Source organism: Halobellus sp. GM3 (assembly GCF_052545375.1).
The window spans coordinates 28,347-44,642 of sequence record NZ_JBQWLT010000011.1 but is presented as its reverse complement, the minus strand read 5'-3'; the positions used below and the strand labels follow the sequence as shown (position 1 = coordinate 44,642).

The following is a 16,296-nucleotide window of genomic DNA, read 5'->3' as shown; positions in this document are numbered from 1 at the left end:
TAGACTACTCTGTAAGCTAGCCCACCTAAAGAGGCGGACTTTCACCATGGACTCCCGCTCTAACCGAATCTGGTACGGGTTTGACCCCGTTCGCGTTCAGCATCCCGGTGTTCAAGCGCACGCCTACGGGTGCGCCTCCTTCGCCGCCAGTTTGGTTGCGAAGGAGTCGATAGCCGATGTTCTTCGCTGCGTTGTAGTCCGCGTGGTTTTCGTATCCACAGGACTGACAGCGGAAGGTGTCCTGCGACGGGCGGTTGTCCTCGTGGGTGAACCCACACGACGAGCACCGTCGGGACGTGTTCTTCGGGTTTACCTGCTTAACCCGAATCTCGCGTCCCTCGGCCTTGTACGAGACGTAGTCGTACAGACTATTGAATGCCCACTCGTGGAACTTGCGGGCGTCGGGCATACGATCGCGGATATCTGTCAGGTCCTCGAAGGCGATTACCGTGCAACCACTCTCGCTCGCTTCAGCGATGATGTCGTTCGCGATACGGTGAAGATACTGCTCGAAGCGCCCCGTCTCCTTGCGTCCGACCGCTTGGACGTTCTCGTGGGCCCACCGCGAACTACACTCCTGCAGCGACTTGCGGCGCTGGACGTACTCTGTTCGCCAGTGGTTGAGTTCGTCCGCAGACCAGAACGCGCCAGTCGAGGTGACGGCGATGTTCTCGATCCCGAGGTCCACACCGAGAACCGTTCCGTTCTCGGCCGGTTTGGGATCGTCCACGTCCGCCTTTGTTCGGACATGGAGGTAGAAGTCACCACGGCGATAGTGGAGTGTCGCGCCTGTCGTCTCCCATCGTTCAGAACACAGGTACTTCGAGTGGGGCGTGTCACGGGTCTTGTCGGGCAAGACGTACTCGGCGGTGACACGCCCATTGACGGTAGACAACACGGCGTGGTCGTCGTGGAACGTGGCGTTGCGCTGGTTGTATTCGCAGAACGGCGAGGAGAACGTCGGAATCGAAGCGTACTCGCCGTTCTTCCACTCGGCGACGATGCTCTTGAGCGCGTCAACAGCACGGTTACGAGCCGATTGGACGTGGTTGCTGTGGAGTCGGGTCTGCTCGCGAACCTCGTCGTAGGTCATCTCATGCAGGACGGACGAACGGGTTTCAGCCCACTCGCCGTCCCACGCGGAGTCAACGACATAATTGGCCGCCCACAGGAACTCGTCAATCGTCTCGTGGAGCAGGTCCGCCTGTTCGTCGGTCACGTCGAGTTTGACCGGGACAGTTCGACGGACCTCCATACAACTCACAACTCGATCTATGCTTAAATGTATTAATATAGTCAGGTGGGGGATGCTACCCTCCACCGGCAACGGCGGTAGCGTAGGCAAGCGAACACATTCGTTCTCTCAGCTGCGAGGATCGGTTTCCACAGGGTGGTATCTATGAACGGTCGTTACTCCGACTTTGAGGAATTGCGGCCGACTGGCGAGGCGTCCCACATTCCGGACACGAGGCTGGACGACGGCTGTGAGGGTGCCCCCCGGCGGCAACGCGTCGCGACGAGCACTGGTGGCTACCCGGATGCGCCGACGGCCGCCGATAGCGAGTGCCGGTCGTGTGGGGCGTCAGTCCCAGACGGCCAGACGAAATGCCGGTTCTGTCTCGCCAACCATCTCGGTGGTGATGCGACTGGCACGGACGAGTCAGCATCGACGACGTACCTCGGCATCGTCCACCTGGTCGTCGAGTCGACCACGTTCTACGGCGCCGTCGCGAAGGGCGGCGCCGCGGCGAACCTCCTCTCCGCTAACGAGGCGGAGCCGGCCGTCGACGATTACACGCTCATCTACGATCTCGACGAGGCGCCGGCGCGCCAGCTGGTCGAGCAATGGCCCCCACTCCCCGACGCGGTACAGGTGTCGTCAGCGGAGGGAGAGCGGCTTCTCAGTGCCGCCCGTGATCGGACTGAGTGGCACGGACAGGAAGCGTCGGAGCGTCAGGAGCAGGTCCCGACGCGGCTCTACGACCAGCGTGGGGACGGCATCCGCGACGCGTCGCGTCTCGACGCGGTCCTCGACGACGCCGACGACGCGGTATGGCTGGTTCCAGCGATGGCGCTGACCGAATCCGCCGGCGAAGCTGGGGCTGATCAGCAGGAGTCGTCGGTACCGACGACGCAGGAACTCGACTGTCAAACCTGTGGACGAGCGACCGACCATCGGTTCAAGACGAATGAGTCGGTCCCGGATGAGGCGTGGACGGGGCAACCGATCTGGGAGTGCCGGGTGTGTGGCTCGGCTCGCTACGGCCCCAGTCTCGAGTAGCGCCAGTACTGGGCGTCGATTAACCAACAACCTGCGAGTACCGTCAAGGTTCGTTGGTTAAGGCCGTGATTTCCTGCAAGCCCGATGCCAGTCTCGCTAGGAAGTCTTTCCGCGCCGGCGAGCGGTGAGGCGCTTCCGATGGAGCAAGAGTTCAAACAAGGGTACCGGATGCATCGTATACTCAGCAATCTCAACCGACTTGACGTCGACCGATTGGACGACGCGGATCGAGAGCGAGTCGAGACCGCGAGAGATCTCCTGGAAGGGGTGAGCCTTCTCACGCGGCCGGGCGACGGAGCCGGGGCGGACGCCCACGCAGACTCCTAACTGGAGTCGCCGGCCACGCCTCGGGAGGCACCTCTCACGTCGGTTTATCGCCCCCGACAGGGGTGCGGGGGCGACCCCGTGAACTCCAGACATGGCGACACTGCAAGCTGCGACGACGTCGACTGGCGCGATCGTATCGGATCCGCAGGCAGTCCGCGAGCTCTGTGAGAGCTACTGCTTCGGGACGCTCGACTGGGAGGTCACTGAGGACCGAGAGCTCATCATCTGGGGATACGACGACTTCGAGGTGTACGAGGCGCGGGAGAACGGCCTCCCGGACTACGAGGCCGGCATCGTGACCCACGAATTCCTAAGAGAACTCGCTGACCACCTCGAAGCTGACGAAGAATTCGATATCCAGACGGCGGGGTTCACCAAGTGCCGCTTCCCCGTCCTGGCCAAGCGGTACGTCGTTCGCGACGGCGAAGTCCTCCACGCAGACCTCAGTTCCCCCGACCCGATCGACGAGTAGCAGTAGTTTCCGATACTGTTTCCTTATTCAGAGTGAGAGCTGAAACAGCCGGTCAGTACAGAACGAGGACGTAATGTCACCCATATCCTCACGACAACAATTTATGGATTGAGTGAGTCAAGGTAATATGGGCAATCGGGGAGAACTACTTGTCTATCGTGGATGCACACCGGTCGTTGATGCGGAATACGACTTCGGGAATGATAGCTCTGCTACAGAGGCTGTTTTACGGGCTCTGGCGGACGCTGCCGGTGTTGATCCGACTGAACTCCCACCACTGTTCGATTACGTTGACCCGGACGCCCTTAACGCGCTGTTTGAACCTTCTGATGGCGTCAAGAACGGTGACACGCTCCTCAGTTTTCGCGTAGAAACGTGGAACGTGTTCGTCCGCTCCGACGGTCGTATCCGCGTCTGTGATGCGACTCAACCCACCGAACCAGAACCGGTCTTTGAGTAGACCATCGCCTAACACGGCGTCTCTATGTGGCTAGAGCTGCCGATTCATTCGCAGCTCCACTTACCGACTTAGCCGCCCCGATTTCGGTACTCATCCCGAATAAAGAAGCCTCGCTAGCAACTACTGGTAGAGTTGTTCGTCCCCCGGGAGGGGTGCGGGGCGATCCAGTCGCGATCGCCCCGTGAGGTGATTGCTCGATGGGACACCGCGCACTTGTTGCGTACGAACGCACAGACGGACAGTACACGCTCCACTACAGCCACTGGGGCGCAGCGAACCTGAAGCTCAAGCACCGAATCTCGGCTGAGTCGCCCTTCGGTGGCGACGACACCGACTCCGAGTGGGCGAAACAGCTGCTGGCGGAACTGGCCGATGGCCTCGAGGCAGAAGCCGTCGACGGCTACCTCGCCGGCGAAGACCGACCGTCGACGATCATCGAACCGAAGCCCCGCGCTACCGGGCTCACCCTCGACGAGATCGTCGCTGACCACCTCGACTACCTCCACCACGAGGCGTTCTTCGTGGTGTCGACGACGTTCGAGGTGACCGCCTACCGGACGCTGTGGTTCGGCCTCCAGTACGACTCGGAGACAGTCGAACAGGGAGAGACGGTCGGGAACGGCGCGCTCGCGACGGTGCGCTGGTACGATGGCGAGCCGGTCGGTGACGGCCACCTGCAGGGACAGTTCGCGGCCCTCAAAGACGTCGTCGGCGATATGCTCGACAAAGGCGTCTTCACGCCGTCGACGGCGAGGCAGTACCTGAAACGAAAGCTGGCCGAGCGAGTCGGAGACCGACAGGAGCTGCTCATTCCGACCGGAGAATCACCCTTCGAGAAGGCGAGCCTGAACCACTCCTAGTTGGCTCTGTTTGAACCCTCAGCCACTGGTAGTTTTCTGAAGCCGTGCTGAATACAGGGAAGTGACTAATCAGCGGTATCGGTCAGCAGTTCATACGGTGGGGAAAGTACCAATATATTGGGCCAGTGAATTTCTCTGTAATGGCAAGGAATCGAAGTGCTCTATTCTGTGATTACAATTTCCTCGACCTGAAAAGAGAGAAGCAGGAAGAAATGAAGGACGAGATCTCATCGCTCACCTCGGAAGAGCTGGATGAGAACAGTACGGACTCACTAGCGATAATTTTCTCTTCAAAATATACTCCTTCTCAGATCGAACTTCACGACGTTATCAAAAAGGACGGAGGACAGGTGGAGAAAGAAGTTCAAAACCGAACTGGGATTCCAACCCCCGGTCGAGGCACACCGACTAGGAAATACGAGAGGCTGAAGGTAAAGTTCCAGTTTGACGGGGGTAAGGAACTATTCCGTTACAAGCCTAGCAGCTACAATTTCAGCCCTCCATTGTACGACAAGCTCAGAAAGAGTGAGGTTGTGAGATACTTTGATTTCCGGACGCAGAACCGGGATGCGGAAGAGGTAAAAGAGGAACTTCACTCTGATATCGAGGACTGGAAGGATGATGTCCGCTCGTGGGTTGAGAACCTCAATTCCGACATCAGGCAGATGCGGGAGAAATTTGAAAACAAAGCTCGTTCGGCGATTGAAAGGCGTCGAGGCGAGGTTGAAACCAAGACAAAGGTTATGGAGGATCTCGGTGTCGATACAGGTGGTTCTGGAAGTCAGGGGTTCGTAGTCCCTGAGAAGAAGCGGAGTATTGAGCTTCCGAAGCTTGAGGACAGCAGTTCTCCGGATATTGTTCCAGACAATCATTATTTGGAGATTCTCGGGATTATTGATGATCTGGGAGTGAATATCGAACGATCTGCTGAAAGGGTTCGAGATCTGGATGAGGAGTCCCTGCGTGATATTTTTCTCGCAGGGATCAACTCTCACTACGCCGGGATTGCACAGGGCGAGTCTTTCAACCGAAGTGGAAAGACTGATATTCTGCTTCCGTACGAAAACCGGAATTTGTTCGTTGCAGAGTGCAAGTTCTGGTCTGGACAGGCTCAGTTCGTAGACGCTATGGACCAGCTCTTGGGGAATCTAACGGTCCGGGATTCGCATGCGTGTTTGATGATGTTCTCTAGGAGAGCGAGGTTCGACGAGATACGTGGGAAGGCGGAGAAGGCGACGAAGAGTCACAAGCAATTTGAGACAGAGTTACCGGGTTACGATGATCACGACGTGTACCGATTCAACATCGACTCAGGTACACCAGTCAGGGTCGCTGTCAAAGTATTCAACCTGAAATAATCGAGTGGGGCGACATCCTAGTTCGATCTGCTTCGTGGCAACTGCTGTTTTTCAGGGGTCGGAATGGATGAGCCCCGCCAAAGGCTCGTGATTCGATGAACTCAAACGACGATCCGTTTCACGACTGCGAGTTGGATCCCGAGGCGATCCTCGGGACACATACCTTCGAAGATGTCCTGTTCACCGACCAGACGGAAACCCCGGTGAACGTGCTCACCGGCAAGACACCGGCACATTCGCAAGCAACCGTCGAGGAAGCGAAGGAGTTCGCTGCGAGTATCGACACGGAGACGCCCCAGATCGCGCTCCCCGCATCCGTCGAGTCGCAGGTCGAAACCCAGAGCAAGCCCTACACGGCGGCCGCGTTCTTCCACTTCAAGGCGACAGGCTCGCTCGAACGCCACCGCGCCTACCACGCCGCCTACGAGGCGGACGCATTCGTCGTCGACTTCGAGGCCGACTACCAATCGGGTGACCTGACCATCACTGTCGAACGAGCGGACGAGGCCTGAGAATCCGCCGTCACGAGCAGGTTTTTCGAGCGCCGGCGATGGGTGCCGGCGCAGCTGGAGCGACCAACGACACCCGGTGCGTCGGCGTTACGAGGTGTTCGAGATGCACATGGTGATTTACGCACTGGTAGAGGCATCGACGCACGACGACGCGCTGGTCACCGGAAAGTCGGTGTTCGACCGCCTGGTCGGCGCGGACCCACACGCCGGCGCCGTCTTCGATTACTACGTGACCTTTGATGAGGAGGACACGTCCGTTGCGGGGAAGGCGCGATGGGGTGAGCTCCCGACGGCAGCCCCCGTCGACTCTGATGACGGCCAGGACCTGCTCGAGCGTGGCTGGGAGGCGACGAAGGAGGAATTCGAGCGTAATCTCGACCGGGTGAAGGAGGCCATCGAGGAGCTCTCCGACGAGGAGATCATGCGCGACGAGGACCTCGCCCGGCACGCCTTCCACAAGGTCGGTGCGTACGACGGCCCGACGATCTTTCTGTACACCGAACACGGAACCGGCATTCGCCACCGTGGACAGTTGGACCGACTCCTCGAGGAGAGTGATGAGCTCTGGATCGTGCCCGCTGACGTCCACTTCTGAATAATGCCTCCCATCACCAACTGGCGACGCGAGAGCCGCTCGCCGACGCTCGCGTATCGGAACACCGAGACCGGTGCGCGAGCCGTCCTGCACCGAGCGCCGGGTTCCTACCGGTACAAGTGGCGCGGAGCAATCATCGTCGACGGCTACCCCGTGTGGTCGCGAGGATACGAGACGAAGGACGCGACGTCATTCCGTGGCGAACTCCGGGAGCGGCCCGCTCCGGTCCTCAGCTGTCCGGAATGTCCGAACGACGACGTTCGTGTCGGCGAGAAGGCAGCAGACGGGGCGAAAGTCCAGCGGTGGTACGACTGCCCCGACTGTGGGTACGAAGCCCCCTCACGCATCGTCTACGGCGCCGAACGGTGAGTGAGCGCTGGGCGCTGTTTTTCGGCCGGGCACGAGGTGGTGGCCCGGTACGTCCGGGTTAGTCAACCAATGACCCTCGAAGTACTTGACCGACACAGTGAGGCACTGTTCGAGTTCCTCTGGTGCCCCGTCTGCGGGCAGGAGGTCTTCACCCACATCCCCTTTGAGGGGGTGTTCTGCAAGAACTGCAACACCCAGGTTGAACTCCAAGAATCCCGAGAAACACGCGGCTACGAGGAGGCCGTGCTCGCCTGCTTCGATTCAACCACGACCTGGAACCTCCACGTCGACGAGAAGCTACGTCGCGACCTGCCTGATGGGTCGGCACGAGTGAAGATTCTCGGCGCACCGGGCGCCTACGAGGTCGACTGGTGGAGTCCGGAGCCAGGTGAAGACTGGAAGCCTGTCGAGCGCGGAGAATTCGACGACGCCGAGGAGCCAGACGAGGTGTCGCATTTGGCGTAGCGAAGAATTCCCTCCGGCAGATTGAGACGGTCACTTATCAGAGTCGGCGGTGTAGAATATAGTGTATGCCCGAAGAAGTATTATTCAAATCCGAAAGCGCCCAGAGCCGGGACGAAATTGCGTCGTACCTCCGGAGCGTCGCTGACAAACTTGAACAGGGAGACGCAATCACGCTGAAGGCCGGATCTGAGTCTGTCACGATGGATCCGCCTGCACGGCCCACGTTCGAGGTCAAGGCCGAACGCGAAGGCCCAGTGGATGGCTCTGGAGAGTTGAGTATTGAATTCGAACTCGAATGGGACGAAAATGGAGGGGGCGCGGAGGGAGGGACTGGGAGCCTCGAGATCGAGTAAATTTGGTGTTAGGCCGTCGAGAACGGCCACTTCAGCTGATGCTCCGGGTTTTGGACGGTTCTTGCTGGTCGAGCGGATTCCCGAGTGCACTCATCCCAGCTTAGAAGGGAAAATGGCTATGAGGAACGCGAGGATGTGTCGTATCTTCCGTTACTTTCTCACCAATCTCCACCCGAAAGTTCCCTGCCAACGGGTCAAAGCCATCTCGACAGGAATGCAAGACAAGACGGAAGAAACACTCGTAGGGCGGCCCCACCGAACCCAAGCCCGATATAGCTCATCAAGAGGACAAACTGCGACCGTTCGTCTTCAAATCCCGTGAGCAAATAGTACAGGATGAACGAGGCCGTAGCCTCGATGATAAACAGGCAGACGAGCGTCCCAGTCAGCACGAATCCGGGATCGGCCGTCATCGAGAGGAAATTCTCTGGTGCCCATCGGCTCTCGACGAGGGTTAGAACACCGCCAATCACGATGTACCCTATGAAGGGAAGGGCGCTAATGAGCATCCCACGAGTTCCCCAGGTGGCACCCCAGCGGAACCATCGCTCGAGGAATCCCGCTAATTGAGCGCGCCTCGATTTCGGAGGGATTTCGTTTGACATCCCTAATTGTATGGTTATGTTCGAATGCCTCGATACAGCGTGTACCCGACGAATACGGCGATGTAGGCTATGGCGACCGCCTCGGTGACGATCGACCGCCCAAGGACGACGATCAGCCCGATGACGAGCGGCCCGATGAGCAGTAGCGAGTCGAAAACCCGGTCGTCAGCCCCTGCCTCGAACACGGGAGACAGGACGGGGATGTCGCGCGATTTCATCGGTAGACCCCTCCGCGCTTGAAGATCGTTCGGAGCATCACGAGGACCGGGATGATCTCCAGCCGGCCGATCCACATGTGGAAGAGGAACGCAATCTTTCCAATCGTGGGCAGCGAGTCAGGACCGGTAATCCCCGACGAAAGGCCCACGTTCCCCTGAGCGCTGGCAACCTCGAAGAGAACGTTCGCGAGCGAATACTCCCCCGACGGCAGTGTGAGCAACAGGAGGAACGTCCCCACGACGAGGAACGTACTCCAGAGGACGACGATAATCGCGGCCTCCATGAACTCACGGCTCGCCTCTTCCTCGTTCAGTCGCCGGCCGTTAATTTCCAGTCGACGGATGGCGCTTTCGGGGTAGAACACGTCCGCGATCTGGTGGCGAATCCCCTTCACGAGCGTCAGGCCCCGAATGAGTTTGATACCGCCCGCAGTCGACCCCGCGGCTCCTCCAACGAACATCCCGAACGTGACCGTGAGCTGGGCGTACGACGGCCAGCTACCGAGCGCGACGTTGGTCGCGTCGACGGCCGTCTGGAAGCCGGTACAGGTCGCCGCCGAGACGAACTGGAACAGGCCGTACCGAAGGGCTGCGAACGGCGTTTCGTAGGGACCGGCGAAGTAGAGAAACGCCCACAGCAACGCCGATCCGACGCCCATATAGCCGAACACCCAGCGCGTCTGGAGATCCGAGTAGAAGTTCCGGAGGTCCCCCTGGAGGATGAGGTAGTGGACCGGGAACGCGATGCTCCCCAGCAGCATAATCGGAATCAATACGAAGTCGATAGCGACGCTGTCGTAGGTCGCAATCGAGTTGTCCGTGATCGAGAACCCGCCTGTCGCGAGTCCGGTCATCCCGTGGTTGATCGCTCCCCAGATCGGCATCCCCGCCAGCCACAACGCGAGGATCGACCCGAACGTGAACAGGATGAAGATCCACCAGATCGTCCGCACCGTCGAGACGATGCTCGGGTGGATCTTCTTTGAGCGAGCCTCACTCTCGTAGAGCGTTAACGAGCCGCTCCCGGGGCGTGAGAGGATGGCCGTCGTCAGGACGATCACGCCGACACCGCCGACCCATTCGGTGAAGGTTCGCCACCACTGCAGCGTCCTCGGCAGTACCTCTTCGTTGTCGGTCATCGTGAGGCCCGTCCCGGTGAAGCCGCTCATGCTCTCGAAGACGGCGTTCAACGGCTCGGTGAACGCCGCGAGGGTCGCCGTCTGCGCCGGCGTCGTGAACCCCGGGACGCCGAGCTGGACGCTCCAGGCGATCAACAGGAACGGAAGTGACCCGAAGATACCCACGGAAAACCATCCCGACGCGGCGACGATCATCCCGTGGAACCGACCGGGAGCTTCCGCACCGTCGAACCGCCGATAGAGCACCCATCCAATACCGAGCGGGACGAGGGCGGAGACGAGAAGTGCCGGGAGCGCGAAGTACTCGCCCCAGACGATCGGCACGACGAGCGAGATGAGCATCAACCCACCGAGCGCTTCCAGGATGCGTCCGAGGTCGCGGCCGACGGTCGCGACAGCCCCGTTCATACGTTCCTTGTGGTGACTGGTAGCTGACTCGCGCGGTGCCAGGACGAAATCATGGACACCTCACTCCTCCTTGTCCTCATAGTGGCCAAAGATATCCGTAATCTCCGGGTCAGCTCCAACGCCGGAATAGACCGTTAGTAGATCGCCCACCTGAATCGTCGTTTCACCCCGCGGGGTTATCGGGTGGTCGTTTTCGTCCCGTTCAATTGCCACGACGAGCATCTCGTCGGTGAGCAGCCCCGATTGGGCAGCTTCATTGAGTGTCTTGCCCGCGATTGGTGCCTCGTCAGTGACCGTGATCTCGAACACTTCGGCCTCGTCCCCGATCCGCATGAAGTCGACAATCGCCGGCCGTGCCACGGCACGGTACAGGTACTCGGCGATGAGTTGCTGGGGATTCTGCATCGTGTTCACGCCGATCTGCTCGAACAGCCCCATGTGCTCGGGGTTATGGACGACCGAGAGGATCGCGGGCACCTCGAATTCCTTCGCGAGGAGGCAGGTCATCACGTTCGTCGCGTCTTGGTCGGTCGTCGAGATGAGGGCATCAGCTTGGGTTGCCCCCGCATCCTCTAACGTGTCCTTCGACGTCGCATCGGCGTTCAGCACCAGACAGTCGAACTCGTCGGCCGCTCGATTCGCTCTGGTCTCGTCTCGCTCGATGACGACGACCTCGTTCCCGGACTTGGTCGCAATATCGATGAGCGGCGTGCCGATGTCGCCGGCGCCGATGATGATGATGTACATATCGGTTACACCTCCAATCGCCGCAGTAGCGCTTCACGGACCGACATTGCCGATTCCTCCGGGCCGCGTGCCATCACGACCGTCTTGTCTACTTCTTCGCCGATGGTCTCCGGGAGCGACCCGAACACTGCCTGCGAAATCGCGCCGGAGCGAGTCGCCCCAACGCAGATTGTATCGTATTCCGCCGCCGCCTCCAGAATCGTCTGTTCGGTATCCTCAGCGACTCTAATCTCAGTCTCGTATGACATATATTGGATTCCTGCGCGTTCAGCTAGCTCCTCGATCACCGCTTCACCGCGCTCGGTAGGGGAGCTCTCATCGTCAGTATCGGTTTCCGGCGATTGTACGTTGAGCAGCGTCAGCGAGGCGTCGTCGGCCGCTGCGACGAATTCCGATGCTCGCCGGGCCGCAATCGGCGCGTGTGGACCCCGTCCGGCGAGGACCATAATGTCGCCCTCGCCCCGCCCACCTTCGGTGCCGAGCTTCACAAGCGTCGCATCACATGGTGCGCGTCCGATGACGGGATCGATCGTGGACCCGAGGACGTGCTCTCGTCGACTTCGGGTCCCCTGCCAGCCGAGGAGGACGTGATCCGCGTTCTCCTCCTCAATGACATCCAGAATGACCGAGCCAGCATTGCGACCGACGATTGCCCGGGTCTGAAGCCCGATATCGAGATCGGCGGCGATATCGCGGGCGGAGTCCAGCAGTGCCTGCTGCCGTTCGACCCGCTCCTCTTCGAATTCGAGGTCCTGCGAGAGCGACGTCTGGCGGGGGACCTCGATAACGTTCACGGCGATGACCTCGGCGTTCTCGTCTTCGTGGGCGTGCGCGCTGGCCGCCGCCATCCGGAGCAAGTCTTGCTCCGTCTCCGGGTTTGCAACCGGAACCACCACACGGTAGCGGTCGTCACCGTTCGCGACTACCGTTGGCTCAGGGGCGATCGCCTCGCCGACGAGACTCTCACTCAGGGCGCGGTCTCGCGCGTAGAGGTAGTACCAGGCGATGCCAAAGGCGACAAGGACCGTCCCAATCGCACCGACCGGCGTCGGCGTGACGGGCAAGGCGAGTTCGACCGGTCCGAGCGTAACGACGGTCGGGACGAACTCGACGGACATCTGGAAGAGGACGGCCAGACAGGCCAGCATCCCGACCACTGGGACGATCGGATACAGGACCGACGGGATCTGGAACGCCGGATCGTACGCCTCTGGATTCGCCCGGCGCAACACGACAACAGTGACGTGAACGAGAGCGTACGTGACGAGATACATGAAACTCGCCACCTCGGCGAGCGTCCCGATGCCGACACCGATGGCGATCAGCACGAGCGTGATAATCCCCGTCGCCGTGATAGCTCGATAGGGCGTCCGGAACCGTTCGTGGACCTCGTTGAGCCAGTTGACGAGAATCCGGTCCCGGCCCATCGCGAAGTTGACCCGGGCCGCCGAGAGGATGCTCGCGTTCGCGCTCGAAACCGTCGCGAGCACCGCACCGACGATCATCGCCAGCGCGCCGATCGACCCCATGAATTCGGTCGCGACGTCGGCCACAGGGACTTCGGAGGTCGCGAGCGCCTCAATCGACAGCGTGCCCGTCGAGACGAACATCACACCGACGTACATCAGCGTCGGCGTCACGACCGACGCGATCATCGCGAGCGGGAGGTTCCGACTCGGGTTCTTGATCTCCTCGGCGCTGGTCGCGATCACCTCGAACCCGATGAACGTCACGTAGACCGTCCCGATCGTCGCCGCGACCGCCGGCCAGCCCTCAGGATTGAACTCGCCGATAGTCGGGCCACTGATGAACCCCAACGCGAGGAAAGCCACAATGAGGCCGACGAGCGTGAGGACGATGACGTTCTGTAGCGAACCGGTCTCCTTGACGCCGTAGTAGTTGACAGCCGTCAGGAGCGCCGCCATCACCAAGGCAGCAACAGTAATCCCGATCTGGCCCCAGCCAGCGAGAAAGCCGACGTACTGACCGAGCCCCGGGAGGAGGTACTGACCGAAGCCGATCATATAGAATGCCGAGGCGAACGTCAGGCCGGCCCACATGCCCCAGCCGACGATACTCCCGAAGAACGGCCCGAGCGCCCGATTGACGTAGTAGTAGCTGCCGCCAGCTTTCGGCATCCCCGTTGCCAACTCCGAGAGGGAGAGCGCGGCCAGCAACGAGACGATCCCCCCTGCAAAGAACGAGACCATACTGGCAGGGCCAGCTTGCTGGGCAGCGATGCTCGGAAGGACGAAAATCCCCGCTCCGATCATCGTCCCTAGGCCAATCGTGTACGCCTCGAGGAAACCGAGATCACGGGCGAGTTCTTGATCAGTCTCACTCATCGTCGACCACCCCCGTCGTTGTGGGCGTCGCTCCGTGTGTACATATTCGAATTAGATCGACCGTCATTCGCTACTGTCCTCTTCTGGGAGTGCGATAACCGGACGGTCCGCGTCTGTGACCAGTTTGAGGGCCGTGTCCCCGGACAAGAACTGGACGAGCCGACTGCCGCCCCGGGGTCGAAACGCGATTGCGCTGGCATCCACGTCTGCCGCAAGATCGATGATGGCACCAACCACGTCTCGGCGGTAGGCGGTTTCCGTTTCGATATCTGAGATAGTCTCTCGAAACGCCGCAAACGCGTCCGCTGCTCGTTGTTCGGCTTGTTCGACGGGAATCTTGTCAGGAACACCTTCCCCTTTCTCGATAACGTGAATGACAGTTACGCGGTCATATTCGTACGCGTCTAACGCCTTTGCGGTTTCTCTTGCATCCTCTTCGTTCACAACCGGGACGACGAGATGGGCTGTTAGTGACTCTGGCATAGGTTATTCCTCCGTGTCAGAATTGTCGATGTCGTCGCTACCACAATGCGGGCAGGTATCGACGTCTTCGTCAAGCGTTCGTCCGCAGGTTTCACACCGGGTCTGCGTGTTATTGTGGACGTCTCCGAGATACGCCCAGTGCAGTGATTCCGTGCCGTCTAGCTGTGGCTCCCGTCGCACGTGATAGAGGGAGGTAATCTCCGTATTCGCTCCATCACCATCCGGGTCGGGTGGGTGCTTTCGGACGATCGCGTAGGCACCGTGATTCTCGATGTCGAGGACCTCCCCTGCCGCGTTGGCCTCGATTTCTTCTTCGATCGGCGTTCGTAGCGCGTCGATGCGCTGCTCAACGTACGACAGAAGGGATTTCAATTCCGGGAGCTCCAGCGCGTCGATCCGCTGAATCAACGCCTCGGAGAGATCCTCCGGCGGCGTGGGTTCTCCATTTGAGTTCCCCATCGTCTTACCTCCGTCTGGGGGGAGCTGCGAAGTCATCCGGTCTGCGTGCCCATTCAGTCGAGGGACGCGACGGAGACCGGTTGAATCCGGGTCTCCCACAGGGATGCCGACGGACCGTTCGCTTTCCCGAGTCACTCAGCGAATTCACACTGGATGCTGGTGCGGTGAAGGTGGTCATTGAAGTCATATACGAAGCCATATTGCGAACCAATAAATAATCCCTGTATTCTCAAACGATAGCGTAGTATCTCTCCGTGTTGTTTTCTTTTCGTTCGACGGCAGGCTTAGGGTCTCTCCCGCAGATTTTTCATAGTTCAAGGGAGGACACAGCGAGGCGCAACGAGAGCGTCTACCAGGAATTCAAACAGTCACGTAACGGTAATATAAAAGAGGCTGCGGAGTCAATCGCGCTGTATAAATATGCCCGTTCAAATCGATTCAGTCGACGAGCAAATCCTGTATTATCTGTCCCAGGAGGCTCGTCATACCTCTGCGCCGGATATCGCAGAGAAAGTCGACGTCTCGGCACCGACGGTGCGAAACCGAATCCGACGCCTCGAGGAAGAGGGGGTGATTCGAGGATACCACGCCGACATCGATTATCAAAAGGTCGGTGGGCGGCTGACCAATCACTACGTCTGTAGTACAGGGAATCGGGACCGCGAGGAGATGGCCCAACGCGTCCTCGATATCCCAGGCGTCATCAACGTTCGTGAGATCATGTCCGGGAAAGGTGACCTCCGGATTACGGTCGTCGGGACTGATACCGATGACCTCACGCGTATTGCACAGGGAATCACATCACTTGGAATCGAGATCGACGACGAGGACCTAGTCCACAGAGAATACTTCCGCCCGTACGCGCCATTCGGGCCCCGCGACGAAGAGGGAGCCTCACCAGTGACCGGCGTCGCGGGGCTTGCAGGCGACGCCGACGTCGTCGAAATCATCGTGAGAAAAGAGGCCCCCATCGCCGGGAAAACGCTCCAGGAAGCGAACGAAGAGGAGCTCATTCCCTCCGATGTGCTTGTCGTCCGGATCAACCGTGACGAGGGGACCATCACCCCAACGGGAGAGACGTTGATTAAGGAGGACGATTTCGTCACGATCCATTCACGTTCAGGAGTAGATGAAGAGACACTCGAAGCCTTTACCGGAGACTGAGACAGGAACCAACGGTTCGGAAACGGGGTAGATAGTTCGCTTCAGCGAGTGTTTTTCTGGCGCCGGCAATGGGTGCCGGCGCACACGCGCCGGCGGTGATCGATGTCGACACGAAGTCAACTCCGATTCATCCAACGGAGCGAGCCCGCAGACGAACAGTCCGAAACCGACCACATCGCACAGATCTACCGTCACTCGGATGGCTATCCCGACAGCGTCCTCCGTGACCTTGTCCAGCTGAAGGAGTTGCTAGACGAGACACGAACAGAGCGCGGGCCTGCGTACGCCGCTGCCCAGTTCCTGTTCCTCGACACGCTCTCGACGATGACCCTCTACGTGGATGAAGGGCGTGACCGGAGCATCCACGCTGACCAACCCTCGGATCTCCTCGACCCGGACAATATGGAGCATCTTGACCAGCCGATGTTCCTGCTGGGACACGGTGTCGAGAATCCGGCCGACGGCATCCACGGCGACGAAGAGTACCTCTACATCGTCGAACTCCCGACGCGGAACCCGTTCGAGGACCCCTCCGAGTGGACCGTCAAGGTGAGTGGTCACTCTGCGTTCCCGCGCTGGGATGGGCCAACCGACGAGGCCTTCGAACGGGCTAGGTGGCAGTTCAACGGCCCGCTTGAGTACGCGCTCGAAGAGCTGGTCGCTGAGCCGGCGTGAA

At 59.8% G+C, this 16,296-nt stretch carries 21 protein-coding genes; 13 read left to right on the top strand and 8 right to left on the bottom strand.

Annotation, left to right across the window (positions count from 1 at the left end; translation table 11 throughout):
• Positions 1–25: 25 nt before the first annotated feature.
• A complete protein-coding gene (locus tag ACT3HL_RS15210) occupies positions 26–1,255 on the bottom strand; it encodes an RNA-guided endonuclease TnpB family protein (RefSeq protein WP_445087624.1) in 1,230 nt (409 codons plus the stop codon).
• Positions 1,256–1,399: 144 nt separating this feature from the next.
• Between ACT3HL_RS15210 and ACT3HL_RS15205 the strand changes: the two genes are divergently transcribed.
• The 11 genes from ACT3HL_RS15205 to ACT3HL_RS15155 all read left to right on the top strand — a co-directional run bounded on the left by ACT3HL_RS15205 (position 1,400) and on the right by ACT3HL_RS15155 (position 8,052).
• A complete protein-coding gene (locus tag ACT3HL_RS15205) occupies positions 1,400–2,281 on the top strand; it encodes a biosurfactant protein 1 (RefSeq protein ID WP_445087623.1) in 882 nt (293 codons plus the stop codon).
• 138 nt (positions 2,282–2,419) lie between these two features.
• Positions 2,420–2,608, top strand: coding sequence for a hypothetical protein (locus tag ACT3HL_RS15200; protein ID WP_445087622.1), 189 nt, complete (start codon positions 2,420–2,422; stop codon positions 2,606–2,608).
• A 91-nt stretch (positions 2,609–2,699) separates the two neighbouring features.
• Positions 2,700–3,080 carry a hypothetical protein gene (locus tag ACT3HL_RS15195; RefSeq protein WP_445087621.1) on the top strand — a complete coding sequence of 127 codons (381 nt, stop codon included), beginning with the start codon at positions 2,700–2,702 and terminating at the stop codon, positions 3,078–3,080.
• Positions 3,081–3,207: 127 nt separating this feature from the next.
• The gene (locus tag ACT3HL_RS15190; RefSeq protein WP_445087620.1) at positions 3,208–3,540 is read left to right on the top strand and encodes a HalOD1 output domain-containing protein; all 333 of its coding nucleotides are present in this window, start codon (positions 3,208–3,210) and stop codon (positions 3,538–3,540) included.
• A 197-nt stretch (positions 3,541–3,737) separates the two neighbouring features.
• On the top strand, positions 3,738–4,400 hold the full coding sequence (locus ACT3HL_RS15185; RefSeq protein WP_445087619.1) for a DUF6735 family protein: 663 nt from the start codon (positions 3,738–3,740) through the stop codon (positions 4,398–4,400).
• 140 nt (positions 4,401–4,540) lie between these two features.
• Positions 4,541–5,758: a hypothetical protein gene (locus tag ACT3HL_RS15180; protein WP_445087618.1), complete on the top strand. Its 1,218-nt coding sequence runs from the start codon at positions 4,541–4,543 to the stop codon at positions 5,756–5,758.
• A 95-nt stretch (positions 5,759–5,853) separates the two neighbouring features.
• Complete coding sequence (locus ACT3HL_RS15175) at positions 5,854–6,270, top strand: hypothetical protein (RefSeq protein WP_445087617.1); 417 nt, start codon at positions 5,854–5,856, stop codon at positions 6,268–6,270.
• A 103-nt stretch (positions 6,271–6,373) separates the two neighbouring features.
• Entirely contained in the window at positions 6,374–6,865 is a 492-nt protein-coding gene (locus ACT3HL_RS15170) for a hypothetical protein (RefSeq protein ID WP_445087616.1), read from the top strand.
• Positions 6,866–6,868: 3 nt separating this feature from the next.
• Positions 6,869–7,234: a DUF7568 family protein gene (locus ACT3HL_RS15165; RefSeq protein WP_445087615.1), complete on the top strand. Its 366-nt coding sequence runs from the start codon at positions 6,869–6,871 to the stop codon at positions 7,232–7,234.
• A gap of 69 nt (positions 7,235–7,303) precedes the next feature.
• Positions 7,304–7,699: a DUF7567 family protein gene (locus ACT3HL_RS15160; RefSeq protein WP_445087614.1), complete on the top strand. Its 396-nt coding sequence runs from the start codon at positions 7,304–7,306 to the stop codon at positions 7,697–7,699.
• A gap of 65 nt (positions 7,700–7,764) precedes the next feature.
• On the top strand, positions 7,765–8,052 hold the full coding sequence (locus ACT3HL_RS15155) for an amphi-Trp domain-containing protein (RefSeq protein ID WP_445087613.1): 288 nt from the start codon (positions 7,765–7,767) through the stop codon (positions 8,050–8,052).
• A gap of 194 nt (positions 8,053–8,246) precedes the next feature.
• On the opposite strand, the gene ACT3HL_RS15150 is transcribed toward ACT3HL_RS15155, so the two are convergent.
• The 7 genes from ACT3HL_RS15150 to ACT3HL_RS15120 all read right to left on the bottom strand — a co-directional run bounded on the left by ACT3HL_RS15150 (position 8,247) and on the right by ACT3HL_RS15120 (position 14,456).
• Positions 8,247–8,561: a hypothetical protein gene (locus ACT3HL_RS15150; protein ID WP_445087612.1), complete on the bottom strand. Its 315-nt coding sequence runs from the start codon at positions 8,559–8,561 to the stop codon at positions 8,247–8,249.
• A 110-nt stretch (positions 8,562–8,671) separates the two neighbouring features.
• Positions 8,672–8,875, bottom strand: a complete 204-nt coding sequence (locus ACT3HL_RS15145) for a hypothetical protein (protein ID WP_445087611.1) — start codon at positions 8,873–8,875, stop codon at positions 8,672–8,674.
• The gene (locus ACT3HL_RS15140) at positions 8,872–10,422 is read right to left on the bottom strand and encodes a potassium transporter TrkG (protein ID WP_445087610.1); all 1,551 of its coding nucleotides are present in this window, start codon (positions 10,420–10,422) and stop codon (positions 8,872–8,874) included. Before ACT3HL_RS15140 ends, ACT3HL_RS15145 begins: the two co-directional genes overlap by 4 nt.
• A 60-nt stretch (positions 10,423–10,482) precedes the next feature.
• The gene (locus tag ACT3HL_RS15135) at positions 10,483–11,169 is read right to left on the bottom strand and encodes an NAD-binding protein (RefSeq protein WP_445087609.1); all 687 of its coding nucleotides are present in this window, start codon (positions 11,167–11,169) and stop codon (positions 10,483–10,485) included.
• A gap of 5 nt (positions 11,170–11,174) precedes the next feature.
• Positions 11,175–13,514, bottom strand: coding sequence for an amino acid permease (locus ACT3HL_RS15130; RefSeq protein WP_445087608.1), 2,340 nt, complete (start codon positions 13,512–13,514; stop codon positions 11,175–11,177).
• A 63-nt stretch (positions 13,515–13,577) separates the two neighbouring features.
• Positions 13,578–13,997 carry a universal stress protein gene (locus ACT3HL_RS15125; protein ID WP_445087607.1) on the bottom strand — a complete coding sequence of 140 codons (420 nt, stop codon included), beginning with the start codon at positions 13,995–13,997 and terminating at the stop codon, positions 13,578–13,580.
• Positions 13,998–14,000: 3 nt separating this feature from the next.
• A complete protein-coding gene (locus tag ACT3HL_RS15120) occupies positions 14,001–14,456 on the bottom strand; it encodes a zinc ribbon domain-containing protein (RefSeq protein WP_445087606.1) in 456 nt (151 codons plus the stop codon).
• A gap of 420 nt (positions 14,457–14,876) precedes the next feature.
• Here ACT3HL_RS15120 and ACT3HL_RS15115 point away from each other — a divergent pair, with 420 nt between their 5' ends.
• Entirely contained in the window at positions 14,877–15,620 is a 744-nt protein-coding gene (locus ACT3HL_RS15115) for a winged helix-turn-helix transcriptional regulator (RefSeq protein ID WP_445087605.1), read from the top strand.
• A gap of 102 nt (positions 15,621–15,722) precedes the next feature.
• The gene (locus ACT3HL_RS15110) at positions 15,723–16,295 is read left to right on the top strand and encodes a hypothetical protein (RefSeq protein WP_445087604.1); all 573 of its coding nucleotides are present in this window, start codon (positions 15,723–15,725) and stop codon (positions 16,293–16,295) included.
• Position 16,296 lies beyond the last annotated feature (1 nt).